Here is a 25,406-nt window from a genome sequence, read left to right as displayed (position 1 = left end):
TAGAAAACAATGAAAGACGAGGTTTAAGGTCGCAACCCATCAGGCGGGCGCGGCAATAACAACACGGGAAGTAAGCATGGCTAAAAAACAGCAGTTCGGTCTTTCGGTGGTCGAAGTCGAACCCCTTCACGAGAAAGTCTATGCGGAAATCGTCCGTGCCCTCGTGTCCGGACGGTTCGAGCCGGGCCAGAAGCTGACATCCCGCAAGCTCGCACAGGAACTGGGCACAAGCGACATGCCGGTTCGGGCCGCGCTCATGCGCCTGCAGGCCCAGCAGGCGTTGCGCCCCCTACCGAACGGTAGTCTCGAAGTGCCGCAGATCACCGCTTCCGAATTCGCCCAGCTGATGGATGCCCGCACCGTCGTCGAAGGTGCCGCGACAGAGCGCGCCGCCTCGATCATCAACGGCAACAATCTGCGCACGATCCGCAAGCTCAGCGAAGAATTGACCAGCGCGGCGCGAGCCGGCGATATCGACCGTTACCTTGCCGCCAACTACGATTTCAAATTCACCATTTACCGCCACTGTGGCAACGCGCCGCTGCTCTTCCTCATCGAGACACTGTGGATGCAGATCGGCCCCTTTCTCCGCCGTTATTCCGGCAGTTTCGACGGAGCCCTCTCGGGCATCCTGGAAATCGACTATCATGAGGATGCGCTCGAAGCACTGGAGAAGGGTGACGGACCAAAAGCCCGTGAGGCCATCGTGCGCGATATCAGCGAAGGGGCTGCCTATCTGTTGAAGCACGCAGAGTTCACTGCGGACTAAAACTGCCAGAAAATTTATGGAAAATTTAGGCAAACGCACTTTTCTAGAAAATTATTATTCTTTGTATTCAGTAAGTTAAATTACATTCCTTTCTCATTTTCGCATACGCATTGCGCGATCGAAGATCGCAATATATTAAAGCCATAACAACGATCTGCGAATGTCAGACATGGGAACAGAGAACATGGAACCTGCCTGCGAAATCGATGATTTCGCCAGGCCGCTCACGCGGCCCGGCGATTGCCCTGATGCAGGAGCGGACTATGCCGCCGCAGGCCTGAGAGGCGTGAGACGATGATCCGTTTCCTGGCTGGCCGCCTCGCTTCGGCAATTCCCACCCTTTTCATCGCTTCTACCGCTGTTTTCGTCATGATGCGGATGATCCCCGGCGATCCGGCGTCGATGATGCTCGGCGATCTGGCAACGGCAGAGCAGCTCGCCGCTCTCCGCAGTAAGATGGGCCTCGATGGCCCGATCGTCTTTCAATACATGATCTGGCTGGGCAACATCCTCACCGGCGATTTCGGCACGTCGATCGGCACCGGCGACCCTGTCCTGCCGCTGATATTGGAGCGGTTCGGCGTATCTGCGACGATCGTCGTCGCCGCCGTCCTTTTCGCCTCGCTGATCGCGGTGCCGGCGGGCATGATCGCCGCCTGGCGCCAGCACAGCCTGGCGGATATCGGCGTCGTCGCCACGTCCACGCTTCTCCTTTCCATACCGAGCTTCTGGCTAGGCCTGATGATCCTCCTCTTTTTCGGCCTTTGGCTGAAATGGTTCCCGATCATCGGTTACGTGTCGTTCAGCGAGGATTTCGGCACCGCGCTGACCTATATTTTCATGCCGGTACTGACCCTGGTCCTGGTCGAACTCGGTGCCATCGTCCGCATGGCGCGCGCCGCGACTATCGAGGTCGCTCGGCTGGAATATATCACGCACGCACGCGCCAAGGGGCTCAGCGAGAGCGCCGTCATGTGGCGGCACGCGTTCAAGAACGCCTTCGCGCCCACCTGGACCCTGATCGGGCTGATCCTTGGCGGGCTACTCGGGGGCATTGCCGTCACCGAGACGGTGTTTACTATTCCCGGCCTCGGCCGGTTGCTGGTGGATGCCATCTATGCCCGTGACTACCCGGTCGTACAGGGATGCATCCTGTTCATCAGCACCATCTATATTCTCGTCAATCTCGTGGTTGACCTGCTTTATCCGATCTTCGACCCGAGGGTTACGCAATGACCGCGATGTCTCTTCGCCTCCCCCGCCGCGGCGTGAGCGCTGCCATCGGCGGAACGATCGTGGCGCTGCTGGTACTGCTGGCGATCGGTGGGCCGCTGATTTCGCCCTACGATCCGCTGAAGCTCGATCTTCTCGCACGCCTGAAGACGCCGGGAACAGCCGGGCATCTGCTCGGCACCGACGAGTTCGGGCGCGACATTCTGAGCCGGCTGATGTACGGCGCCCGCACCAGCGCCTGGATCGCCTTTGCAACAGTCGCGTTCGCGATTGCCTTCGGCCTCGTCTTCGGCGTGCTCGCCGGTTTCTATCGCGGCGCCAGCGACCGCGTGATCATGATGTTCAACGATGCCCTGCTCGCCTTTCCGGGCCTGCTCCTGGCGCTCGGGATCATGGCCGTGACCGGGGCGAGCCGCGAAGCGATCGTCGTGGCGCTCGGGCTCGCCTATATGCCAGCCGTCGTGCGCGTCGTCCGGGCAAGCGTGATGTCGATCCGCGAGCGCGAATATATCGAAGCTTCCCAAGTGATGGGCAACAGCGAACTGGTGACGATGATCCGTCACGTGTTGCCCAATTGCGTCGCACCCGTCACCGTGCTCGCCACCACCATGTTCGGCTGGGTAATCCTGTCGGAAAGCGCGCTGTCGTTTCTTGGCCTTGGTGTGCCCCCACCGGCGCCGAGCTGGGGCAACATGCTCGCGAGTGCACGCCCCTTCATCACCCAAGCGCCCTATCTCATCGTGCTTCCCGGCCTTTGCATCGCATTGACGCTTCTCGGCATCAACATGCTGGGCGACGCGGTGCGCGACTGGCTCGACCCCAAAATGCAGGGCTGAGAAACAATGACCGAAGACAACACAAGCACAGCCGTCATCGCCGCTAAAAACCTCTCCGTCAGCGTCAGGGGCCTGGCTCGGGTCGTCGACGGGCTTGATTTTTCGATCGAGCCCGGAGGCATGCTGGCATTGGTCGGCGAGTCCGGCTCCGGCAAGACGATGGCAGCCCGTTCCATTCTCGGCCTGCTGCCGTCCCCTTTGGCCGTCACGCCGGAAAGCAGCATCCGCTTTCATGGCCGGGAACTCGTCGGAGCCGCGCCGAAAACCCTGCGTGATATACGCGGCGCTCGGATCGGCATGGTCTTCCAGGAGCCGATGGTGTCGCTCAATCCCTCCATGACGATCGGCGATCAGATGGCCGAAGGTCTGGCCTTGCATCGAAAACTTGGCAAGGCCGAGATCCGCGACCGAAGCCTCACCATGCTCGAGCGCATCCAGATCCAAAATCCGACACGCTGCCTTTCTGCCTATCCGCACGAGTTTTCCGGCGGCATGCGCCAGCGCATCATGCTGGCATCGGTGATGCTTCTGAAGCCGGAATTGCTCATCGCCGACGAACCGACTACAGCGCTCGACACGCTGGTTCAGCGCGACGTTCTTGACCTGATGGCGGAACTGACGCGGGAGAACGGCACGGCAGTGCTACTCATCAGCCACGATCTCGGCATGGTGTCGCATTACGTGCGCGACGTCGTGGTCATGCACAAGGGCAAAGCCGTCGAACAGGGCCGCAGCGTCGAGGTTCTCTCCGCGCCAAAACACGAATATACCCGCAAGCTCGTCGACGCGCTTCCGCGCCGAACCGCAGGCGGCGCACGGAATGCCGCACATCGGCAGCCGCTGGTCGATATCCGTGGCCTGACCATCGATTATCCCGGCCGGCGCAATCTCCTGAAGCCGACCGAGCCGAAGCGCGCTGTCGACGGTGTCGACTTGTCGATCGGGCGTGGGGAAACCCTCGCGCTCGTCGGCGGTTCGGGTTCAGGAAAGACCACGCTCGGCCGGGCGATCGTCGGCCTGGTCGGCATAACGGACGGGACGATATCCTTCGGCGGAGAAAAGATCGAAACCGGCAAGAGCGACCTGGCGCGAAAACAGCGCCGCGACATCCAGATCATCTTCCAGGACCCCTATTCCTCGCTCGATCCCCGCCAGCGGGTCGGCGACATCGTCGGGGAGCCGCTGAAGCTCGAAAAGGACATGTCGGCCGCCATGCGTTACGAACGGGTGCTGGAGGTATTTTCCGAGGTCGGGCTCGATACCGCGTTCCTGCGCCGGTTACCGCACCAGCTTTCGGGAGGCCAGCGGCAGCGCGTCGCGATCGCCCGGGCGATCGTGCGTCGGCCGGCCTTCGTGGTCGCCGACGAACCGGTTTCGGCGCTCGATATGACGGTGCAGAAGCAGATTTTGAAACTCGTTCGCGACCTGCAGGAGCGGTACGGCTTTGCCTGCCTCTTCGTGTCGCATGATCTCGGCGCCGTGGAACAGGTGGCAGATCGCGTCGCCGTCATGCAGAACGGCCGCATCGTCGAGATCGGCGAGCGGGATGACATCTTTGACCGGCCGAAACACGAATACACGCGCCGCCTTCTCGATGCGGCGATGCTGCTCGACCGCAAGTTCGACGGCGCAAAGGGCGCGGCCTGATCTCTTCTTGACTGACACTTTCCATGTAAGAAACGGCCGGCAGTTTCTCAATTGCCGGCCGTTTGCTTTGTCTGAAATCAAAAAAGGGGGCCATCTGACGATGGCCCCAGTCGGGGTCGAATCTCGGTTAAGTGCTTCGACCCGGGGTTCCTCAAATCACTGCTTTTTCCAGACGCCCCATGCGCGCGGCTTGTCGAGCGCCCAGGATTCGTAGTTGGCGACCTTAGGCGAGACAGCCTCGATGACAGGATTGTAGTAAAGACCGATCATCGGGACCTGCTCCTGCATCAATGCGTGCATCTGCTTGAAGATCGCCTTGCGCTGATCGGGATCGACCGTCGCGATTGCCTTCAGGAACAGTTCCTGTGCCTTTGGATCGTCCCACTGGTAATTCGCCGCGGCTTTCTTCGAACCGGTGAACATGCCGTAGATCACCGTGGGATCCGGCCGGGAGCCGTAACCGAAGGCCTGCATCTGGAATTTTCCGGAGAGGAAGTTGTCGAGTTGGGCGCCCCAATCGAGCGTCTCGATCTCGACATTCATGCCGATGGCGGTCAGCATCGCCTGCGCCAGCACGGCGTTCTCATACATGCCGATGTAACGCTGGTTGGCCTGGATCTTGATGACCTGCCCCTTGTATCCCGCTTCCTTCAGCAGTTTCTTGGCCGCCTCCGGATCGTAAGCCGGCCAGTCCTGGAAGGACTTGTCGAAGAGTGCGCTCGCCTGCGGCACGCCCGAAGGATTGTATTCCGTCATTCCGGCGGTTTTCACCTGCGTGATCTGCTTCAGATCCATGGCATGCGCCATGGCGCGCCGGATGCGCACATCCGAGAGCAGCGGATCATTCGTCTGGATGAGGATCGCCGAGAGCGACAGGCCGGGGGCCGCCTGAATGACCGCTCCCTTGCTCTTCAGATCCTCCATGCGGGAGGCCTGGATCGTCGAGACCACATCCACCTGACCTGCGAAAAGAGCCGTTTCCGCCGAAGTCTTGTCAGGGATGACGACAAAACGCGCTTCATCCACATAGGTGCTGCGGTCGCCGGTATAGCCGTCGCGCTTTTCCTTGAGCGGAACGTAATCGGCAAAGCGGGCAAGGGAAATATATTGCTCCTTCCTCCATTCCTTCAGCCTGAACGGGCCGCTGCCGATGGCCGAACCGTCGATCCATTTCCCGTCGGCCCCGACATTCTTCGGACTTGCCACCCAGGTATTGCAGACCGGATCGGCGATACGGATCAGAAACTGGGTGTTCGGCGCATCGATGGTGTAGACGACCGTGCTTTCATCGGCAGCCTCGACGGACACGACTTTCAGGCCGCGGGTGCCGTTGAAATTGCCAAGGCAGAGCCAGGGCGTTTCCGTGCCGGCGGTGGCCATGCGGCGGTCCCAGAACCACTTCACATCCGAGGCGACGACCTTGTCGCCGTTATGGAAGACCGCGCCGGGCCGGATGCTGAAACTGTACCGCTTGCCGTCCTCCGAAACATTCCAGCTCTGAGCCAATGCCGGTCCGATCGTCATATCGTTCTTGAACGACACCAGCGGCTCATAGATGTGATTAAGCACCGTCTCGGTTATCGCGTCGGTACGACTTGCATCGAGGCTGCGGATGTCGGCCGTCAGCACGATGTTCAGCGTGCCGCCTTTCCGCTGCTCTTCGGCCCGCACACTTGTCGCCGAGAGCATGACCGCGCCAAAGAGCGCGAACAAAATCTGTCTCTTCATGTTCATCTCCACCATTGTTCCCCTGTTTTCTGGTCGATTTTGCCATCGCTCGCCCAGCCATTCAGAAATAGCGAAATTAAATATCGTGATCTGCGATCGCAAAATAAGTGAACAATGGTTGCCTCGAAGTGTCAATGAAAAGCTTACGAAAAGCACTGCAACAACATGAAATTATTGAATTTTCTTACTTCCACATAGGAACAGAAAAGCATCGACCCGCGTATTCGGCGGGAGGTGGAAGATTTGTCTGCATCGAACTTCAAATGCTTGCACAATGCGCCACACGACGACTGTCGAGTGCTGTCAGTTGTTTCTTGCCGCCTCAGCGCGGATCAGCCTGACGATCTCGTCGACCTTGCCCGGATCGACATCGCGCCACGGAGGAACGACCGCGATGGCCGCCGCCGCATGCACCCAATCTCTTGGCAGGACGACCGCGAGCGACATGACGTCGTTTTCATCCATGCCTGGACGCACCGCAAAACCTCTCTCGGCCGCAAGCTGTGCTTCCGCGAGAATGCCCTCCAGATTGAAACCGGCCGCCGTGATGGCCGCTTCGTTTTCCTCGAGCATCACCTTGCGTGTTGCAGGATCGAAGGTGGAAAGAATGCAGACGCCGGCAACCGAGACGCCGAGCGGAATACGACCGCCGACCCCGTTCAGGAGCGCACGGATCGGATAGATGCCTTCCTGGAAATCCAGGCATATGCAGTCGAGGCCGGAATGCACCATCAGATAGGTCGACATCCGCGTTGCCGAACCGATCCGCACCAGGGCCGGCCGGACGGTCTCGACAAGGTCGGTGACACTGATGGACCGCTTCGACAAGGCATAGATCGTCGGCCCGAGACGATAGCGGCCCCGACGCGAGGACTGCTCCACGAAGCCGTGCTTGGCGAGCCCCTGCAAGGCGCGATGGATGGCCGATTTCGTATCGTCGAGCGCCTCGGCGATATCCGACAGTGCCAGCCCCTCCGGCCCGGCACTGCCAATGGCAAGCAGGATTTCCGCGGCGCGTTCGACATTGCTGGATGATTTGCGGTCCATGGCCTGTCTATACAGAAGCTCCGGCGGCGCACAAGCCACCGGCGATATGCTGCGAGCGGCGATCAGAGCATTCATGCAACCCCCTCCTTTGACTGAAACACCGCCGCGGTCTTCGCGGTGAAATTGCCATCGCGCATATCGCGGTCCACGGCGGCTGCCAGGCGCCGCGTCGGATCGCCATAACCGCCTCCGCCGGGCGTGAAGACCTCGATAATATCTCCCGCGTTGACCGTGCCGACGCCTTTGACAAAGGGGCCGACACCGTCCGATAAACGGAAGCCGCCGCTTGCTCCCGGCAGGCCACCGTTCAGACCCCAGGGCTGCGAGCGCATGCGCGACCCGCCGTAATGCACCCGGCAGGCCTCTTCGGCGCGGTAGACCCGGCGTATGCCCATGCCGCCGCGAAACTCCCCGGCGCCGCCGGATCCGTCGATCAGTTCATAGGCGAGCAAGGTGATCGGATATTCGACCTCCAACGCTTCGACCGGCAGGTTCGACGTATTGGTCATATGCACATGCACGCCATCGAGGCCATCCTTGTCGAAACGGGCGCCGTTACCGCCGCCTATCGTCTCCAGATAGACCCAGAACGAACCGTCCGGCCGCTGTCCGGAAAAGGTGATGTCGAAACAGGACCCATTGCTGGCAGCCGTCACACGCTCGGGAACAGCCGGCGCAAGCGCTCCATGGATAAGGTCGACCACGCGCTGGCAGGATGTCAGCCGCCCGTCGACGGCGGCTGGATGCACGCAGTTGAGTACGGTCCCCTTGTCGGCAAGAATGGTGATCGGCCGCGCCAATCCGGCATTCGGCGGCATGGTCGGATCGACGATGGATTTCACCGCATAATAGACGGTCGCCAGAAGGGCCGTGTGGACGACATTCATCGGGCTTCTGGATTGTGGCGGGCTGTCGAAGCGGAGTTCCATCTCATCGCCGCGGACGATGATCCGCACGCTGAAATCCCACAGCGTGTCGAAGGCCTCGCAATCGAAACGGTCGGCGAATGTGTAGATGCCATCGGGAATGGTCCGGATGCCCGCGCGCATTCGGCGTTCCGCATAGTCCTGCAGTTCCCGGCCGGCCGCCTCCACCGTATCGACGCCGTATTTGCCGCAGAGATCGGCCATTCGCCGCACGCCCAGTCGGTTCGCGGCCATCTGGGCACGCAGATCGGAAAGGCGTTCGCGCGGCACCTGGCAGTTCAAGAGAAAGAGATCCTGGATATCCTGCTGCAGTTCGCCGGCCCGGTGGAGCCGGATCGGCGGGATGCGAAGTCCTTCCTGGTAGATATGCGCATGGCCGCGATCGACGAAATCCGAATGGTGCGCCGTGTTAATCGCCCAGGCAATCAACCGGTCGCCATGAAAGATCGGCTCGGCGATCACGATATCCGGCAGATGTGTACCGCCGCCCTCATAGGCATCGTTGCCGATGAAGACGTCGCCGGCTTTCAGGCCGTCGATCCCATATTTCCTGAGGATCAGAGGCACGAAGCCGATGAAGCTTCCAAGATGCATCGGCACATGCTCGGCCTGGCATAACGTGTTGCCGGCGGCATCAAACAGCGCAGTCGAGCAATCGCGCCGCTCCTTGATATTGGTGGAATAGCTCGAGCGCACCAGGGTTTCGCCCATCTCCTCGACGATCGACGCAAATGCGCTGCCGATCACCTCGATCGTAATCGGATTGAGCGAGCGGTTCTCGACGGCCGGCGGTTTTTGCTTGATCTGCGCCATGTCAGTGCGCCTCCATGACCAGGTTGAGATAGGCATCGACTTGGGCCGCCATGCCTGCCGGCACGACGGTCGTGGTGTCCATCTGATCGATGATCGCGGGGCCTTCAACGGCGTTTCCAGGCGTCAGTCGCAAGCGGTCATAGATCCTGTGGGTGCGGAAGCTCCGGACCTGCCTGCACCAGACCAGGCGCTCACCGATGAGCGCATGATCGGGATTGCTGGCGCCGATCGGTTGAGGCTTGAAGCGTGCCTTTTGGGTTCCGGCACTCGCTTCCAGCCGGTATGTCACAAGCTCGATTTCCTCTCCGTCTGCCGTGAACCCGTAGAGCTGGCCGTGACTTGCCAGAAACTCACGCCGGATGGTCTCGAACGTGTTCCGGTCCATCGGACCGGCCGGGACAGCGACCGCGATTTCGTAATTCTGGCCCGCATAACGCACATCCACCGTCCGCCTTGTCATCCGTGCATCGGCTGGAATGTTTTCGCTCGCAAACCAGGCGGCGGCCCGGTGGTCCAGGCCTGAAAAGATCTCCTCCAGCTGGTCGGCCTCAAGAGCCTCCAGCGAAGCAAGCCGGGTCGACGCGAAATCGGTGCGCAGGTCGGTCATCAACAGGCCCATGGCGCATAGGATGCCGGGCGTTAGCGGCACGAGAATGCGGCGCATCTCGAGCTCTGCCGCAAGTCTGGCCGCGTGAAGCGGGCCGGCGCCGCCGAACGCGACGAGCGTATAGTCGCGCGGATCGTGGCCGCGCTGCACGCTGATCACCCGGATAGCCTTCGCCATGTTGGCGGTGACGATGTCGAGTATGCCATCGGCCGCCTCCGCCGTCCCCATGCCGACCTTGTCCGCAACCGACCTGATCGCGGCCTCGGCGAGATCGCGATGGACCGGCATGCGGCCACGCAGCAGGAAATGCGGATCGAGGTTCTGCAGGAAGACGTTGGCGTCGGTGACCGTCGGTTCGGTCGTGCCATGTCCGTAGCACGCCGGGCCCGGAAAGGCACCCGCGCTGCGCGGCCCGACCTTGATCAGGCCGCCGCTGTCCACGTGGACCAGCGACCCGCCACCGGCACCCACGGTGTGTATATCGAGCATGGGTGCCTTGATCGGATAACCGTGAACCACGGCCTCGCCCACCAGCCGGCATTCACCATCCTTCAACAACGCGACATCCGTGCTGGTACCGCCCATGTCGAAGGTGATGAGGTTCTGGCCGCCGGTCATCTCGCCCAGCGCAAGGGCTGCAACCACGCCGGTGCTCGGTCCGGACAGCACGGTGCGGACCGGCATTTCGGCTGCCGCGTCGAAGCCGATCACGCCGCCATTCGATTGGGTGAGATGCGGGACCGCTTCCAGCCCCATGTCCTTCAGGCGATCTTCGAGGCCACGCAGATAGCCTTTCATGACCGGCCCGAGATAGGCGTTCACGACAGTCGTCGACATCCGCTCGAATTCGCGGAATTCCGGTGCGATCCGGTGCGAGGCCGAAACGAAGGCCTCGGGAAACTCTTCAGACAGAATGCGAAGGGCCGCCTCCTCATGTGCCGTGTGCGCGAAGCTGTAGAGGAAGGTGATCGCGACCGACTGCACGCCCGCTGCCTTCAGGTCCTTCGCCGCGGCCCGCAAGGCGTCCTCATCCAAAGGCTGCTCGACCGAACCATCGTCCCGGACCCGTTCTGCAACTCCGATGCGAAGGCTACGGGAGACGAGCGTCCTGGGCTTCTCGGCATGGATGTCATAAAGATCGGGCCGCTTCTGCCTGCCAATCTCCAACAGATCGCGAAAGCCCTGGGTCGTGATAAGACCGGTCTCGACCCCCCTACCCTGGATCAGCGCATTGGTTGCGACCGTCGTGCCATGCCCGAAATAGGCGACCCCCTCCGGCGTTGTGTCGAACCGCTCAAGGGCTTCCGCAAGGCCACCGCTGATCGCCACGGATGGGTCATGCGGCGTGGAAGGAACCTTCCAGACCTCGATCCGCCCCGTCTCCTCTTCGAAGAGACAAATATCGGTGAACGTCCCACCGGAATCCACGCCAACCCGCCAGCCCATGCGCATGCCCTGATTTTTAACGAGACCCTTTCGGCCACGCTTCAAAGCAAACGGAAAATTCCGGCGCCGTCAATACAATTCCGTTTTTCAGATTATAAATTTATATATATTCCGATAGTTGGAATTTATATAAACAAAAGGCCGCCGATCGAGGACTGGCGGGCTAGGCAGATCTGGCAACTGGCGCGATTACCAGCCTGTGAGATGGGCGCGAATGGCGTGCAGGGCGGCAATCAGCTCGCGGGTACGCTCGATGCTGGCATGTTCCGGCCAGGTGGACAGCTTGACGGCCGCGAACTCATTGCCCGGGTCGAGATAGATGCACTGTCCGAAGACGCCGCGCGCAATATACGTCCCTCTAACCGTGTCTTCTATCCAGACTTGGTTGCGATAGGCGCCATCCGGGAAAACGGAGCGATAGATGCCCTGGTAAAGCTCGCCCGAAGCCTTAAGCGTATCCTCTATCCACAACCGCGGCACGATCTGCCTGCCCTCCCGCATTCCGCCATCGAGCAGCAGCTGCGCAAAACGGCCAAGATCCCGCAACGTCGCGCAGAATCCGCCGTCGGCGAGTGCTGCGCCGCCATTGTCGACCGTGATATACGCATCCTCCTCAGCGCCCATGGGCGCCCATATGTCGCGGCTGATGAGTTCGGCGATCGATACACCGGTGGCACGCTCCAGCACGAAACCCAGCACATCGGTTTCGATCGACCTGTACTTGAACAGGGCGCCGTGCGGGCGCTCCTGTTCCTTCAGCGAGAGGATGAGGTCCCACATCGTGCGCGGCCAGTCCGGCCGGTTGTGCTCCTTCCACCCGCAGGCAAGATCGAGCTTCTGCATGTGTGAACCGGGTGTCGTGTAGGATTCGTCGAAAACTACACCGCTGGTCATGTCGAGGATATGCCGGACGGTCGCCCCCTTGTAGCCTGTCGCTTCGAGTTCCGGCAGATAATCCGTAATCGGCGCATTCGGATCGAGCAACCCTCTGTCCACCACTATGCCGGCAAGCATCCCGACCACGGTCTTGGTGACGGACATGGTCAGATGTTGGCTTCGAAGCGTCATTCCATTCAGATAGTGCTCAGCAACGATCGCGCCGCGATGGAGGATCAGCAGCCCATCGGTGAAACTCCCGGCAATGAAGTCGGCCACGGTCTTTTCCTGCCCGGCCAAGGTATAACGAACGGCCTCGATATCCTCGATCCGGACGGGAAGCGTCATTTTCGGCCCTTCGCTCCGCCAGATCTGCGCGGTGGCCGTCATTTCCCGGATATGCTGGAAGGTCCACCGATGCCACGGTGGCAGATCCCAGTCGTCGCGTGGAATGATAGGCGCCCCCGGCTTCATGGGATCACGGAGATTGGAGACAGAATCTGAACTCATCTGATGAACCTTTCGACATATCCTTGATCGAAAATCTGACACATGATGGTGGAGTTTCCTAGACGGGAACCGCCTGAAGCGCTCCAGAAAATTCAATTTTCACAATACAATTTTATGCAATATCGTTCTTATTGCCCTCCATATTGCATGATCTGCGATCGCGCTGTAGAAATGCGATCGCGAGATAATCGGCCGCGATGCGGCGGCCAGCCAAAGCGGGGACACCATGACCAGCCATTCCTTCACGCGCGCGGACATCGATCTGTCCAACTGGCGGGCACGCCCCTATTCGACCTGGTCGTTCCAGAACGTCTCGGAATTCGTGCCATCGACAGTGATCCGCAGTACCCGCAAACCGGAAAAACCGGCACTCGATCTCGGCGACTTTGCGAAGCTAGCGGTCGACAATCTGGCCGGCGAGACGATCGGCCTTTCGGATTTTCTCGAGGAGAGTGAAAGCGACGCGCTGGTCATAATGCGGGACGGTGAGATCATTGCCGAATGGCAGGCCGCTCATTTCGACCCCGACAGACCGCATATCATCTTCTCGATTTCCAAATCGGTCACCGGTCTGCTTGCCGGCATCCTGATCGATCGCGGCGCGCTTTCGCTCGACGAACTGGTCTCTACCTACGTGCCGGACGCCCAAGGCTCGGCCTATGGTGACCTCAAGGTCAAGGATCTCCTGACCATGACCGTCGCCATCGACTTCAGCGAAGCCTATCTGGACAAGAGCGGCGACTACGACCGCTATCGGCGTGCAATGCTCTGGAACCCCGAACACCCCGACGAGCCCACGCCGACCTTGCGTGAGCTTCTGTGCTCGCTACCGCGCGCGGCACATGAGCATGGAACGCACCATGCCTATCGCTCTCCGAATGCCGACATGGCGGCACTTGTGATCGAAGCCGCCGGCGGGCAGCGTTATGCCGAGCTATTTGAGAATGCCATATGGAAACCGTTGGGCGCACATGCCGACGCGTTCCTGACGGTGGATCGCGCCGGCAACGCGCGCGCCTCCGGCGGTCTTTCGATGACTGCCCGCGATCTGACACGTCTTGGCGAACTGGTTCGAACCGGCGGGCATGGCATCTTGCCCAAGCGTCTGGTCGATGAACTCTGGGAGGGCGGCAATCGTGAGGTCTGGGCGGCGGGCGAACAACGGTTACTCTATCCGGGCGGCAGTTATCGATACTTCTGGTACGAGACCGGCACCGGCGCGCTTGCCGGCATGGGCATCCATGGACAGCAGGTCTGGATAGACCGCGCTACCAAAACGGTCATCGTGCGCCAAGCGTCCGAAACACTTCCGGTCAACGACAGACTGGATCAGAGAGTGATTGCCATGATGAAGGCCATTTCGGCGACTTAACTCTCAAATGCCGATTGCATTGGGCCTCCTGCTTGGCCGGGTAGAACATCCAACTTTGCCTTCACGACAGGTCACTTTAGCTGGAGCCGCGTTCATCCGGCCGTCGAGGTAATGGGCACGAGGAGCATAGGCTCAAAGCCGGAATGAGGTAGCGAGCACAACATACGCGCCGCTGTCGGCAATCGACATCCTCGTTCTTCAAATACCGAACAGGTTCGGCGAGCGGGTTTGCTTTGCGATTGGGAAGTTGTCTGATCGCCAAAAGCTCACGCGCTTGCACGACCCCTCGGCTCTTCCCGATTGCCTTTTCTATTTTCGAGAGGGTCAATTCGAAGCTGTTGCCGGCATTGCTCCAGATGACGTTACGCGAAATCGAACTGATCCGGTTCAAAGTGTTTGCCAGCGGCGCGATATGCTGATCCATCAGGCCGGCGAAACGGTCATGGGTGCCGACGTTTCCGGCGGGTTTTCCCGTGTCCGGCAGGTGAAGGTGCTGCGTGTCACCGTGCACACCGAACGACAGCCCAATTTCGTCCAGCCCGACATTGGCAATCCGGTCGTAGACTAGCGAAAGGATCAGGTAGGGAGGCATGAGAATGGAGAAATGGGCCTTGGACCAGATTGACGCAATGGCCCGTCGGTCGCCCCCGGGATAATGGCGCGCACCGAAGCTTTCGATCAGTTCCGAGAGCTTCCAGGGGTCGAGAATGTCCGTCCCCGCCATCTGCGGCGGGCGGTCCTTCGCGAGAAGGAATTTTCCGGCATGCGGAGCGAGCGGCCCTGTGAACAGCGTGGTGAGATCAGCGATGTCCGTCATGACGCCCGCCCCAGGTCGCGCACGGGAACAGCACGCGAAAGTGGCACGCACATCGGGGCGCCGGTTACAGGATCGTCCATGACCATCGCAGGCACGCCGAAAACCTGGTCGATCGTCTCGGCCGTGAGCACGGACCTCGCCGATCCGAGCGCCACCAGCCTGCCCGCCGCCAAAAGTGCGATATGGTCGGCGTACCGCGCAGCCTGATTGATGTCGTGCAGCACCGCGACGACCGTCTTCTTGTGATCCCTCACCAGCATTGCGATCAATTCCATGACCTCGATCTGGTGGGCCAGGTCGAGATAGGTGGTCGGCTCGTCGAGCAGAAGAATGCCGGTCTCCTGGGCGAGCGTCATGGCGATCCAGGCACGCTGCCGTTGTCCGCCGGACAGACTATCCAGCGGCCGGCTTGCGAGGTCCCGCATTCCCGTCAGGGAAAGCGCCAGATCGCATGCCGCCTCATCTAGCGAAGACCAGCGCGAGAACAGGGTCTGATGCGGAAAACGGCCCTGCTGCACGAGTTCGGCGACGGTCAATCCTTCGGGCGCCTGCGGCCCCTGCGCCAGAACGCCGACGCGAAGCGCGATCTGCCGGTGCGGCAAGGTGGAAATCGATCGACCGTCGAGACGGACAGATCCGCCGCTGGGGCGAACGAGGCCGGCAAACGCTCGAAGCGTCGTCGATTTGCCGCTGCCGTTCGGACCAAGCAGCGCGGTGAATGTGGTTTCGGGAATCTCAAGCGTGACATCGCGCAGTACGACAGTCCTGCCGTAAGCGACCGAGAGGTTGTCCGCCCGCAGCCTGCCGCTCCCATTCCTGCGAGGTTCAGACATATCGGCGTCTCCACATCATCCATCCGAAGACCGGCGCTCCGACAAGCGCGGTGACGATGCCGGCCGGAAGTTCAGCCGGAATGATCACCACCCTTCCGATCAGGTCCGCCGCCATGACAAGCAGTCCTCCGATCAACCCCGCAACCGGTAGCAGCTCCGCATGTCCGCGGCCGACAAGGCGCCGGGCCAGATGCGGCGCGATCAGGCCGACAAAGCCGACGAGGCCGGCAACCGAAACAGCGGCGGCCGACAGCAATGCACACAGCAGCATCAGGAGTGCCCTCACGCGATCGATCGGCATGCCGAGGCTGCGGACGATGGCATCGGAGAAGACGATGGCATCGAGTTGCCTTCGCGCAAGCCACGCCAAGCCCATGGCCGGAACCGCCCAGACAAGGATGCCTGCGACATCCGCCCAATCCGAACCGTGCACGCTGCCGGCGAGCCAGACCATGGCGCGCTGGACACGGTCCACGTCGCCGAACGCGGAAATGAGGTTGGCGCCGGCGCCGGCGAGCGACGAAAGCCCGATGCCGATCAGGATGATGCGCATCGAACTGTTTCCGCGACGCAAAGCCAGGATGTGGATGGCAAGCGCCATGATCATTGCACCTGTGAATGCGAGAATGGGAAGCAGCCCGGGCCGAACGTCGCGCAAACTGACAATCGCCACCATGGCTGCGAATGCCGCACCGCTGTTGATGCCGAGCAGGCCCGGTTCGGCCAACGGATTGCGCAGGACCGACTGCGTAATGGCGCCGGCGACTGCAAGAGCCGCACCGACCGCGAACGCAGTCAGGGCTCGCGGCAAGCGAAGATCGCCGACAATCATCTTCACCTCCACGCCAAGTGAGGGGTCACGCGTGAAGAACTTCGTCACGTCCGCGAACGAGACTGGATAGTCGCCCTGGACAAGGGCCGAGAGCAGCAGGGCGACGCTCGCGGCGGCGAGGAAGAACATGACGCGGATCATCGGCCGCTCCCGATCCGATAGCGGGCCAGATAGATGAAGAAAGGAGCACCCAGCAGGGCCATGGCAGCGCCGACGGGAATGTCGCGCGAGGAGAAGGCATACCGCAACACGGCGTCCGCCGTCGTCACCAGCAATGGCCCCGCGACGAGACAGAAGGGAATGATCCGGCGATAATCGACCCCTACGACCATTCGTCCGATATGCGGAACCACCAGGCCGACAAAACCGATCGGTCCGGCAAGCGATACGGCGCTCCCGGCAAGCAGAACGACGATCCCCGCCGCAAGGAGGCGCCACAATGTCTGGTTCTGCCCGAGAGAGCGCGCCACGTCAGCGCCGAAGCTCAACGTCATGATCTGCCGTCCGGCCAGAAGAGCGCCGACGAGACCGACGAAGACATAAGGCACGACCGCCATCACGCTGGCCATCTGCCGTCCGGCAAGTGATCCGATGGTCCACAGGCGCACCGTGTCCAGCGTGTCGCGATCGAAAATCAGGATCGCCGTCGTCAGCGAGGCAAGAAAGGTCGACAGAACCGCGCCGGCCAGCGCCAACTTGAGTGGCGTCGCGCCCCCGGGACCGGCAGTGCCCAAGGCGTAGACCAGGATAGCCGTCAGCATTGCGCCGCCGAATGCGCACCAGATGTAGACGCTGCTGGATGAGAACCCGAAGAAAACGATGGCGAGAACGACGGCAAGGGCTGCCCCGGCATTGACGCCGAGCAGTCCGGGTGACGCAAGAGGGTTGTTGGTGACCGCCTGCATGATCGCGCCGGCCACCGCCAGCGACGCCCCCACCAGCAGGCTCGCCAGAAGCCGCGGCAGCCGCACCGTCCAGATGACGAGATGCTCGCGCGAACCGTCGAATTCGATCATCGCGTCGACGATCGTGGTCATGGGAATACGGGACGAACCTACCGACATCGCCCAAAGAGACGAGACGCCGAGCAAAACACCCATCGTCATGAACAGCAAAAAGCGGCGATCGAACCGCTTCGTGGAGCTGACACTATTGGAAAGCGTGTTCATGGCGCTGCTATAATATAGCGCTCTATGTCGTCCAGAACGCGGTTTGCCGAAGCCAGACCGTTGAACTCTATCCAGTTTGCGGACGCGACGCGGTGGACCCGCCCGGCCTGGACCGCGGGCAGCATCTTCCATAGAGGATTGTTCACGACCTCCTCGTGGCGGCCGTTCCTGTCGGAGTCATTCGTCCCTCCGACGATGTAGAGGAGCACATCGCCGGTGAGGTTGCCGAGATCCTCCCAATCCGGGCGTTTCATCGCCGTCTCGTCGTTCGCGGTCTCGTAGGGGGTACGCTTGATCCCCGCCTCACTGAGGATGGCAAAAGGCGCATAAGCGTTCGGCCCGTCGAGATAGACCTGAAAATCCCATGATGTGATGCGCACCACCGATACGGTCAGGTTCGGTGCCGTTCTCCGAATTTCCGCAATACGGCGGTCATAGGCGGCGAACATGTCCTTCATCGCATCCTCGCGGCCGACGATGTGGGCAACCGCCGAAAAGTATGCCTTCCAGTCGGTGACGTCGATGAGCGCCGTGGGAGCGATCCGCTTCAGCATCTCGAAATGTGGTGCAGCCATGAAGCTGCTGCCGATGATCAGATCAGGCTTGAGAGCAATGATCCTTTCGAGGCTCGGCTCGTTCAGTGTGCCGAGATCGGTTACGCCCCGTGCGACAGCCCGACCGAGCAGATCGGCATCGCTAAACCCGGTCATCGGTGCGCCCACGACCGGGGCTCCGAGTTCGAGTGTCATTCCGAGGCTGAAGGTTCCATCCAGGACGACGATGCGCTGCGGTTCCTGCGGCACGCAGGCCGGCGCCATATAGATGTTTTCGCTGATGCTTCGGCCCTCGCAGGCAAGCGCCGGAAGCCCGGCGCCCAGCAGCATGGCAAGCATTGTGAAAACCGCTCTCAGGATCGGGACTGCGGGCAGGGACATCAGAATTTCGCCCTCACGTTCAGTCCGAAGCTTCGGCGCTCGCCGAGAGTGGCGTAGGTATTGTCGTCCATATAGGTGAAGTACTTTTCGTCCAGCAGATTTTCCGCGAACAGGTTGATCTCCCAATTGTCCTTCTTGTAGCCAGTCTGAACGTTGACGATCGTTCTCGCATCGACAAAGTCGTTGGGTGGCGAGAAGCTCAGGCGCGACATATAGTCGGACGTGTATTTCATGTCCGCACCCACATAGAAACCGCTCTCGAAATCATACCGGCCGCCCAGTCCCACCGACCATTTGGGAGCTTCGGGGAACGGGTAGCCCGCCAGCTCGACAAGGTAATGCATGCTGTCTTTGCTGAACCGGGTGTTGACGTAGCCGACCGAAAGGAAGGCCGAGAATTGTTCGGTAACCTGGAAGGTCGGCTCGATTTCAAAACCCCAGGACCGGGACGAGGCGGCATTCCCGGTGACGATATTGAATGTCGCAAAGTCGACAATCTCGACCTGCTGGTCCTTGAAATCCGTGTAGAAGAGGTTGGCATTGAGCGTCAGGCGCTCATCCAAGAGCCGGCCTTTGTAGAAGATCTCGTAGTTTTCGGCTTTTTCCGGCTTGTAGGTATAGGTTTGACCGAGAAGGAAGTCGTAGCCGACGCCGCCCGTCCTGAAGCCTTGCGAGTAAACGAAGCCGACCGTGTGGTTGTCGCCAAAGTCCTTCGAGATGCCGATCTTCGGCAGGAAGTGGGTTTCGTCGAAATCGTCGCCATAGGCGAGATCTCGGAACGAGATGTTCGTGTAGTCGAAACGTCCACCAACCGTCGCTTTCCACGTCGGGACAAACTCATAGGTCACCTCGCCGAAGGCTGCGAGATTATAGGTCTTGGATTTGGTTCGGCTGATCGTTGTCGCACCGCCAATCGTCCTATCCCACCTGTTGTCGTAATCCTCGTAGCCGCCGCGCAGACCAGCCACCCACGTCCATTCGTCGCGCTCGTAGTTCAGCCGCAATTCCTGGGAGAGGAGATTGTCATTGCGATCGCCGTGGAGAACGTCGGTTTCGCCCGGCGTGCCATAGTTGATCGACGAGCGATCGGTATAGGTATGACTGAACCCCGTCTGCGATGTCAGCCGCAAGGCGTCGGTGATATCGTAGGTGATCTCAAGACCGACATTATGCACCTTGCTAGTGCGCGGTTCGGTGAAGACCGGGGCGTTGATATCGCCGCGCTCGTCATCCCAACTCCAACCGATTCCCGGTCCGCCGACGTCCCGTTCATTCGGAGAGTCGTGCGAGAAGGAATAGCTGAGAACTGCCCGCAGCTCCGGCATTTCCGCCGGTTCGAACAGCAGCTTCCCCCGGATGTTATAATAGAGGTCGGTCGTCCAATCGTCGTAGCGGTCGAAGCCGGTATAGGTCGGATAGTGCAGGTCGCTGCTGCTGCGCTCGAAGGAGGCGGAAACGCGCGCTGCAATCTGGTCCTCAAGAAGCGGGACATTGACCATCACGTCCGTGCCCACGAGGTTATTGGAACCAACGGTACCGGATACCTCGACTTCCCGTTCGAAAGTCGGATCCTTGGTTTTCACGTAGATCGCGCCGGCCATCGCCGCTCGGCCGCTCAGCGTCGACTGCGGCCCGCGGTAGACCTCGACCTGCTCGACGTCCCAGAGTCCCCTCGCCCCTCGCCGCGTGCCGTCCTGAGATTGGAGCACTCCGTCGATATAGAGGGAACCGATGGGAGCGCTGCCTGAGGCAAACCCTTCCGAGTTGAGGCCACGAAGAATGAAGCCGCCGTTCACCCAGTCGGCGTCCATCACGTTCGCCATGCGCCGGAAGGCATCCCGGAAACTCTGGAGCTGGCTTTGGGCTATCTGGTCGGACGTCGCAAGGGTAACGCTCGAACTCGTGTCCTGAAGAGTGGTCGAATCCCGCGAACCGTAGATCACGATGGGCTTCAAAGTAGTCGCGGCGTCGGCGTCCCCTGCGGCGGCTGCACCCAATGAACTTTCGACCAATGTAATCTGATTGCTGCCGGCAAAGCGCGCGGTTACACCAGTTCCGGCGAGCACGGCCGTCAAGGCCGCGCGTGGCGTCAGAGTTCCATTCACGCCGTTCGTCGTCTTACCCCGCGTGACGTCGGCATCGAACAGGATCTGCAATCCTGTCTGAGCAGCCAGACGGTTGAGGGCCGGTGTCAGCGGTCCTGCTGCGACGGAAATCGGCCGAACCGCCGATTGCTCTGCGGGTGCAGTCTGCGCGGTGGCATGAAACGCTCCGCCGCTGCCCAAAATCGTCCCGGCAAGCAAAGAGAGCCGGATACCCCCGCCAAGCCCGTCGATATACTTTTGAAGATCAAGTCCCGTCATTAGAGTCCCCAGGTGTACGCCTCTATCGGCGGCGCCCCTTCCGCCGCCGATCCACGATCAACGCGATCGCTCATGAGGTTGACGATTGGACGCGGGAATTCAGGACTCTGTTGATCAAGATTCTTTCAGGTCGCGCTTCTAAGCACGATCAGCGGGCCGAGACGCGTCACCGTCACGCCGAGCGCATGGCGGATGAAGTCGAGCGTTGCCGGGATATCGGTGACGGCCAATGTTCCGCTGACGCGGCGATGGGCGAGCGTGTCTCCAAGAATGACGATTCGCCCGGAAAAGTGCCTGTTCAATTCGGATACGACGAAAGACAACGGTGCTTCATCCACGACGAGCTGGCCGCGTCGCCAGGCGGTCGCGACCATTGGATCGACGGGTCCCAGGATCTTCACGTCACCACGATCGTCATATCGGGCAGCCTCCCCTTCTCCCAGCCGCGTTCGCGAAGACGGGCTGTCAGCCGCCTCTATGCTTACCGCATGCTCGGTTACGACCACATCGGTCGCACCGCTCCTGAGCTGAACGTCGAATTCCGTTCCCAACGCGGTAATGCTGCCGCGTCCGGCCTCGACGACGAAGGGTCGACGACTGTCCGGCGCGACAGTGAAATATGCCTGTCCGCGCAGGAGCTGCACCGTCCGCCTCCCCGCTTCATAATGATAAGCGACTGCCGATGAGGAATTGAGCTGGGCGGTGCTGCCATCAGGCAGCGAGACGACCGGCATTTCGCCAATACCGGATATGACGTCCGCCTGCAGGCGCATCGGGCCGTCCAGCATGAAAAACGAGGAGCTCGCCAGACCGGCAGCCAAGAGCAGGATCACGATCGGCTTGCTGCCGGAGCTTGCAGCTTTCGGATCGAAGTCCCTCAGCGTCGGATCAGACTTGATGGCGGAGTGAGCGTCCCCCATGGTCTGTTCAGCCAATTCGTAGGCGCGCCGATTCTCGGGATCACGATCGAGCCATGCCTGAAACGACAGCTTGTCGTCGGGCAAACCGAGCCTGTCATCTCGATTCCGGAGCAGCCATGCAGCGGCTTCCTCATGGCGGCGTCGCCTGAGACGCTTCGAACTGTCGCCAACCATCTCTGCCCCGACCTCGTATTACGGCTCTATCGTCTAGACGAACGAGAGCGCTTATACGGGACCTACTCCATTTCGAAAAGCCGATCGAGGCAATGGGCAAGCGCCCGCCGGAGGTGCCGATCGACCATGTTGCGCGTGATGCCCATCTCCACGGCGATCTGATCCGGCGAGCGATGATGCAGGCGATGCAGGATGAAGACCGCCCGACGCTTTTCCGGCAGTTCGGCGATCGCAGACCGTAAGACCGCCAGCCGCGCCTCGACATCAAGCCGGTAATCTGGCGCGGCAGCGTCGGCGGCAACCGCGAGAGCTTCGGTTTCGGAGCCCGAAAACAGATTCTGCTCGAAGCGGCTTCGGCGTAGCCGATCGATGCCCAGATTGATGGCCGTACGGCACAGGAAAGCGCTCAGGGAATGTTTTCCCTCAAGCACCTCCGGTTTGGAAGCCAGCTTGACGTAGAGATCGTGAACAAGATCCGCGGCGGATATGCGGCTGTGCCCTTGCCGGCGAACCGCGGCCTTAATATCGTTGTAATGAGCTTCGATCGCGCGATTCAGAAGATCCTGATAGTCCACATCCGTCTGGTCGGCAGGTGAATTCACAGCGTGCATGGTGTGGGTTCCTTGATCCCTGGAGGACAGAAACCTTCAGAAGAGATACCCGCAAATCTGGTCTCGGCCGCTTTCATTCTTCTGCTCGCTACAAATGGCCCTCACCGACAGCCTTACGCAGATCGAAAATTTCATGCAACAGCAGCCGTTTACGACAAATCCAAATCGCAGATACCTCGGCTAAAAACATGAGAATTCAAGTCATGAATATTACACGACAATCTGGCTTTTGACGGCTTTAGAGGACGATGGGCTCCGTACCACAACAATCTATTTAACCGACGGTCGTGTCGCGATCGCCACAGTTAGCGTCCTCGCCTGGACCACATCCGATCATGGATGGTCATCCCGACGAGCATGGCGGCCACGAACAGGAAGGATTGGCCAAGACCGACCGACAATGACGCTATGGCCGGACCTGGACAGAAACCGCCGATGCCCCAGCCGAGGCCGAAGAGCGCCGAGCCAATTACCAGCGGTGCGTCGATCTCCCTTTTTGCAGGCACGTGGAAAGTGTCATCGAAGGTTGGTCGGGCCATTCTATCCATGATCTGGATGCCCATAAACGCGACCAACACGGCTCCGCCGAGGACGAAGACGAGACTCGGATCCCATGCTCCGAAGATGTCCAGGAACCCCTGGACCCGTGTAGGGTCCAGCATGCCTGACAGGGCCAGACCGAAGCCGAAGACCGTTCCGGATACAAGCGCAGCAACAGTCTGCAAAAGTTGTCGCGTCATAGGCCTGCTCCTCTCATCATGGCCACTGACACCACGCCTGTCGTGAGAAAGGTCGCAACGGCGACGGCCGATCTCGGTGAAAGACGGGCAAGGCCCAAAACGCCGTGGCCGCTTGTGCAGCCAGAGCCCATTCGCGAACCAAACCCGACCAGCAGGCCGGCAACGACGATCAAGGGCCAGCCTGCAGTTATCTGCACGTCAGGCCAATGACCGAAGGCGAACAGAAAAACGATCGGACCCAACGCCAGACCTGCGACGAATGGGAGGTTCGTCGACACGTTCGCTCCTTGGGTAAGGCGACCGACAATTCCGCTGATCCCTGCAATCCGTCCGTTGAGAAGGAGCAACATGGCGGCCGACAAGCCGATCAGCATACCGCCCAGAAGCGATGGGAGATAGGGTGTCATTGCCCGTCCCCCTTGCAGAAAATCCTATGGAGCGCATTGACGAGTTGCGCCGCCTTCTCCTCCGTCAGGCTGTAGAATATCTGCTTGCCCTCGCGGCGGGTCGCGACGATCCGCGCCTCGCGAAGCCATGTCAGGTGCTGCGACAGATGCGGCTGGTGAATGTCCGTCTTCGCCTCTAGCGCGCTCACCGAGAATTCGCCGTCCACAAGCGTGCAGACCAACATCAACCTTCCCGGATGTGCGAGGGTCTTGAGCAGGCTCGAGACCTCCGCCGCGCGCGCCGTCATATCCTGCGATGTCATCGATTCCTTCGCCGCCTCCCTGATGCCCGCGGTCATGACCATGCGGCTCCTCCGAGCGCGTTCAATGGGAGTTTGAGATAGCGCTTGCCGTTCGCCTCCGGTTCTGGAAGACGTCCGCCGCGGACATTCACCTGGAGCGCATGCAGGATGAGCTTCGGCATCGGAAGCGTCTTATCTCTTTCCATGCGCAGTTTCACGAATTCGTCCTCGGACACCCCCGCCAGATGAGGGTTCGCCCGCTTCTGCTCGGAGACGGTGGACTCCCAGCGGGGAGAGCGCCGTTGCGGCTGGTAGTCATGCCCGGTGAAGATCCTCGTCTCGTCCGGGAGCGCCAGTATTTCCTGGATTGACCTCCAGAGCATCCGCGCGTCGCCGCCTGGAAAATCCGCACGCGCCGTGCCGCTGTCCGGCATGAACACCGTGTCGTGCACGAAAGCTGCGTTACCGATCACATAGGTGATGGAAGCCAGCGTGTGGCCCGGCGAGAACATCACCTTCGCATCGATCGACCCTAGCTTGAAGGTTTCGCCGTGAGCGAAGAGCCGGTCCCATTGTGATCCATCTGTCGCAAGTTCAGGCCAGTTGTAGATGTCTTTCCAGAGCTTTTGAACATCCACCACCCGCTCGCCGATGGCGCTTGGAGCACCCGTCTTTCCCTTCAGATAATGGGCGGCGGAAAAGTGATCGGCATGGGGATGCGTATCCAGGATCCACTCGACCGTCAGGTCCCTCTCCCTGATATATTCGAGGATTGCATCCGCACTGATCGTCGCAGTCGCACCGGCCAGCTCATCGAAATCAAGCACGGGATCGACGATCGCACACTTTCCTGTGGCGGGATCGGAGACAACGTACTGGACGCTCCAGGTGCGCTTGTCGAAGAAGCCTTTTACGGTTGGACGGCGTGCGAAATACCTCTGCAGCCAGTCGGTCGCCGGCGACAGGTCGGCGGCATGAGCGGCCCCAAAAGACGCGACATCCTCCAGCTTCATGTTGCCGTCGAGAACCTCGCCAATGACATGGAGGATCAAGGCCCGTGTCCCGGTCTTGCAGTGCGCGACTACCGAGCCCTCGGATGACTGAAGGGCACGCTGAAATGCCTGCACGTCCGCTTCGGTGATGGTGGCGACGGTGACGGGTATGAAGTTATAGGACATACCCGCGCGTTCCGCGGCTTTTTCCTCGGCCCTGGTGCCGGGCTGTCCTGCCTCCTCGCCGTCAGGCCGGGCATTGATCAGGGTTTTGAAGCCGCTGCCCGCCAGTGACTGGAATTCCCCTGGAGCAGGTTGCGGCATTACGGAGAACTTGTCGTTTATCCGGGTGATGGTCATCAACTCATCCTCTTCAGATATTCATTATATAATTTAATATATTATATAATGTTATGAGTTTCAAGCTCGCCTGAAACTGCTGAGGGCAGAAGTTTTACAAACGGAAGAGTTCGCAAATTAGGGTTAGGCCCTGTCCGGCATCAATGTTAGCTTGACGGCATT

General features: G+C 60.5%; 22 protein-coding genes. 5 read left to right on the top strand and 17 right to left on the bottom strand.

Annotated elements, in window-relative coordinates; translation table 11 throughout:
* Positions 1-76: 76 nt before the first annotated feature.
* The 4 genes from PMI07_RS12055 to PMI07_RS12040 all read left to right on the top strand — a co-directional run bounded on the left by PMI07_RS12055 (position 77) and on the right by PMI07_RS12040 (position 4,485).
* Entirely contained in the window at positions 77-769 is a 693-nt protein-coding gene (locus PMI07_RS12055) for a GntR family transcriptional regulator (RefSeq protein WP_007763235.1), read from the top strand.
* Positions 770-1,063: 294 nt separating this feature from the next.
* Positions 1,064-2,005 carry an ABC transporter permease gene (locus tag PMI07_RS12050; RefSeq protein ID WP_007763232.1) on the top strand — a complete coding sequence of 314 codons (942 nt, stop codon included), beginning with the start codon at positions 1,064-1,066 and terminating at the stop codon, positions 2,003-2,005.
* The gene (locus PMI07_RS12045) at positions 2,002-2,838 is read left to right on the top strand and encodes an ABC transporter permease (protein ID WP_007763229.1); all 837 of its coding nucleotides are present in this window, start codon (positions 2,002-2,004) and stop codon (positions 2,836-2,838) included. Before PMI07_RS12050 ends, PMI07_RS12045 begins: the two co-directional genes overlap by 4 nt.
* Positions 2,839-2,844: 6 nt before the next feature.
* Positions 2,845-4,485 carry a dipeptide ABC transporter ATP-binding protein gene (locus PMI07_RS12040; protein WP_007763211.1) on the top strand — a complete coding sequence of 547 codons (1,641 nt, stop codon included), beginning with the start codon at positions 2,845-2,847 and terminating at the stop codon, positions 4,483-4,485.
* A 156-nt stretch (positions 4,486-4,641) separates the two neighbouring features.
* Here the strand turns inward: PMI07_RS12040 and PMI07_RS12035 are convergent, their stop codons facing one another.
* From PMI07_RS12035 to PMI07_RS12015, 5 genes are all read right to left on the bottom strand, one after another.
* Positions 4,642-6,213 (bottom strand): ABC transporter substrate-binding protein, encoded by a 1,572-nt coding sequence (locus tag PMI07_RS12035; RefSeq protein ID WP_007763209.1) that lies wholly within the window; start codon positions 6,211-6,213, stop codon positions 4,642-4,644.
* 303 nt (positions 6,214-6,516) lie between these two features.
* Complete coding sequence (locus PMI07_RS33540) at positions 6,517-7,335, bottom strand: helix-turn-helix domain-containing protein (RefSeq protein ID WP_007763206.1); 819 nt, start codon at positions 7,333-7,335, stop codon at positions 6,517-6,519.
* Positions 7,332-8,999, bottom strand: a complete 1,668-nt coding sequence (locus PMI07_RS12025; RefSeq protein WP_007763203.1) for a hydantoinase B/oxoprolinase family protein — start codon at positions 8,997-8,999, stop codon at positions 7,332-7,334. Before PMI07_RS12025 ends, PMI07_RS33540 begins: the two co-directional genes overlap by 4 nt.
* A 1-nt stretch (position 9,000) precedes the next feature.
* Positions 9,001-11,052 (bottom strand): hydantoinase/oxoprolinase family protein, encoded by a 2,052-nt coding sequence (locus PMI07_RS12020; protein ID WP_007763200.1) that lies wholly within the window; start codon positions 11,050-11,052, stop codon positions 9,001-9,003.
* A gap of 189 nt (positions 11,053-11,241) precedes the next feature.
* Positions 11,242-12,438, bottom strand: a complete 1,197-nt coding sequence (locus tag PMI07_RS12015; protein ID WP_007763197.1) for a serine hydrolase — start codon at positions 12,436-12,438, stop codon at positions 11,242-11,244.
* Between the two features lie 226 nt (positions 12,439-12,664).
* On the opposite strand from PMI07_RS12015, the gene PMI07_RS12010 reads away from it, so the two are divergent.
* On the top strand, positions 12,665-13,810 hold the full coding sequence (locus tag PMI07_RS12010; RefSeq protein WP_007763193.1) for a serine hydrolase: 1,146 nt from the start codon (positions 12,665-12,667) through the stop codon (positions 13,808-13,810).
* A 76-nt stretch (positions 13,811-13,886) separates the two neighbouring features.
* Here PMI07_RS12010 and fhuF read toward each other — a convergent pair whose 3' ends face one another.
* From fhuF to blh, 12 genes are all read right to left on the bottom strand, one after another.
* Complete coding sequence (gene fhuF, locus PMI07_RS12005; protein ID WP_197032488.1) at positions 13,887-14,534, bottom strand: siderophore-iron reductase FhuF; 648 nt, start codon at positions 14,532-14,534, stop codon at positions 13,887-13,889.
* Positions 14,535-14,623: 89 nt separating this feature from the next.
* The gene (locus PMI07_RS12000; protein ID WP_024163759.1) at positions 14,624-15,460 is read right to left on the bottom strand and encodes an ABC transporter ATP-binding protein; all 837 of its coding nucleotides are present in this window, start codon (positions 15,458-15,460) and stop codon (positions 14,624-14,626) included.
* Entirely contained in the window at positions 15,453-16,433 is a 981-nt protein-coding gene (locus PMI07_RS11995; RefSeq protein ID WP_007767578.1) for an iron ABC transporter permease, read from the bottom strand. Before PMI07_RS11995 ends, PMI07_RS12000 begins: the two co-directional genes overlap by 8 nt.
* Positions 16,430-17,461, bottom strand: coding sequence for an iron ABC transporter permease (locus PMI07_RS11990; RefSeq protein ID WP_007767580.1), 1,032 nt, complete (start codon positions 17,459-17,461; stop codon positions 16,430-16,432). Before PMI07_RS11990 ends, PMI07_RS11995 begins: the two co-directional genes overlap by 4 nt.
* On the bottom strand, positions 17,458-18,396 hold the full coding sequence (locus tag PMI07_RS11985) for an iron-siderophore ABC transporter substrate-binding protein (RefSeq protein WP_007767583.1): 939 nt from the start codon (positions 18,394-18,396) through the stop codon (positions 17,458-17,460). The genes PMI07_RS11990 and PMI07_RS11985 overlap by 4 nt, the downstream gene beginning before the upstream one ends.
* On the bottom strand, positions 18,396-20,759 hold the full coding sequence (locus tag PMI07_RS11980) for a TonB-dependent receptor (protein WP_024163758.1): 2,364 nt from the start codon (positions 20,757-20,759) through the stop codon (positions 18,396-18,398). The genes PMI07_RS11985 and PMI07_RS11980 overlap by 1 nt, the downstream gene beginning before the upstream one ends.
* Before the next feature lie 125 nt (positions 20,760-20,884).
* A complete protein-coding gene (locus PMI07_RS11975) occupies positions 20,885-21,853 on the bottom strand; it encodes a FecR family protein (protein WP_007755103.1) in 969 nt (322 codons plus the stop codon).
* 62 nt (positions 21,854-21,915) lie between these two features.
* Positions 21,916-22,464: an RNA polymerase sigma factor gene (locus PMI07_RS11970; protein ID WP_007755106.1), complete on the bottom strand. Its 549-nt coding sequence runs from the start codon at positions 22,462-22,464 to the stop codon at positions 21,916-21,918.
* A gap of 305 nt (positions 22,465-22,769) precedes the next feature.
* Positions 22,770-23,204, bottom strand: a complete 435-nt coding sequence (locus PMI07_RS11965; RefSeq protein WP_007755109.1) for a YeeE/YedE family protein — start codon at positions 23,202-23,204, stop codon at positions 22,770-22,772.
* The gene (locus tag PMI07_RS11960; RefSeq protein WP_007755111.1) at positions 23,201-23,611 is read right to left on the bottom strand and encodes a YeeE/YedE family protein; all 411 of its coding nucleotides are present in this window, start codon (positions 23,609-23,611) and stop codon (positions 23,201-23,203) included. The genes PMI07_RS11965 and PMI07_RS11960 overlap by 4 nt, the downstream gene beginning before the upstream one ends.
* A complete protein-coding gene (gene bigR, locus PMI07_RS11955; RefSeq protein ID WP_007755113.1) occupies positions 23,608-23,955 on the bottom strand; it encodes a sulfite-sensing transcriptional repressor BigR in 348 nt (115 codons plus the stop codon). Before bigR ends, PMI07_RS11960 begins: the two co-directional genes overlap by 4 nt.
* Positions 23,946-25,244, bottom strand: a complete 1,299-nt coding sequence (blh, locus tag PMI07_RS11950) for a bifunctional sulfur transferase/dioxygenase Blh (RefSeq protein ID WP_007755116.1) — start codon at positions 25,242-25,244, stop codon at positions 23,946-23,948. Before blh ends, bigR begins: the two co-directional genes overlap by 10 nt.
* Between the last annotated feature and the right edge of the window lie 162 nt (positions 25,245-25,406).

The organism is Rhizobium sp. CF080, assembly GCF_000282095.2.
GTDB lineage: Bacteria > Pseudomonadota > Alphaproteobacteria > Rhizobiales > Rhizobiaceae > Neorhizobium.
Note: the sequence above shows the minus strand (reverse complement) of the source record. Positions and strands in the feature narration are given on the sequence as shown.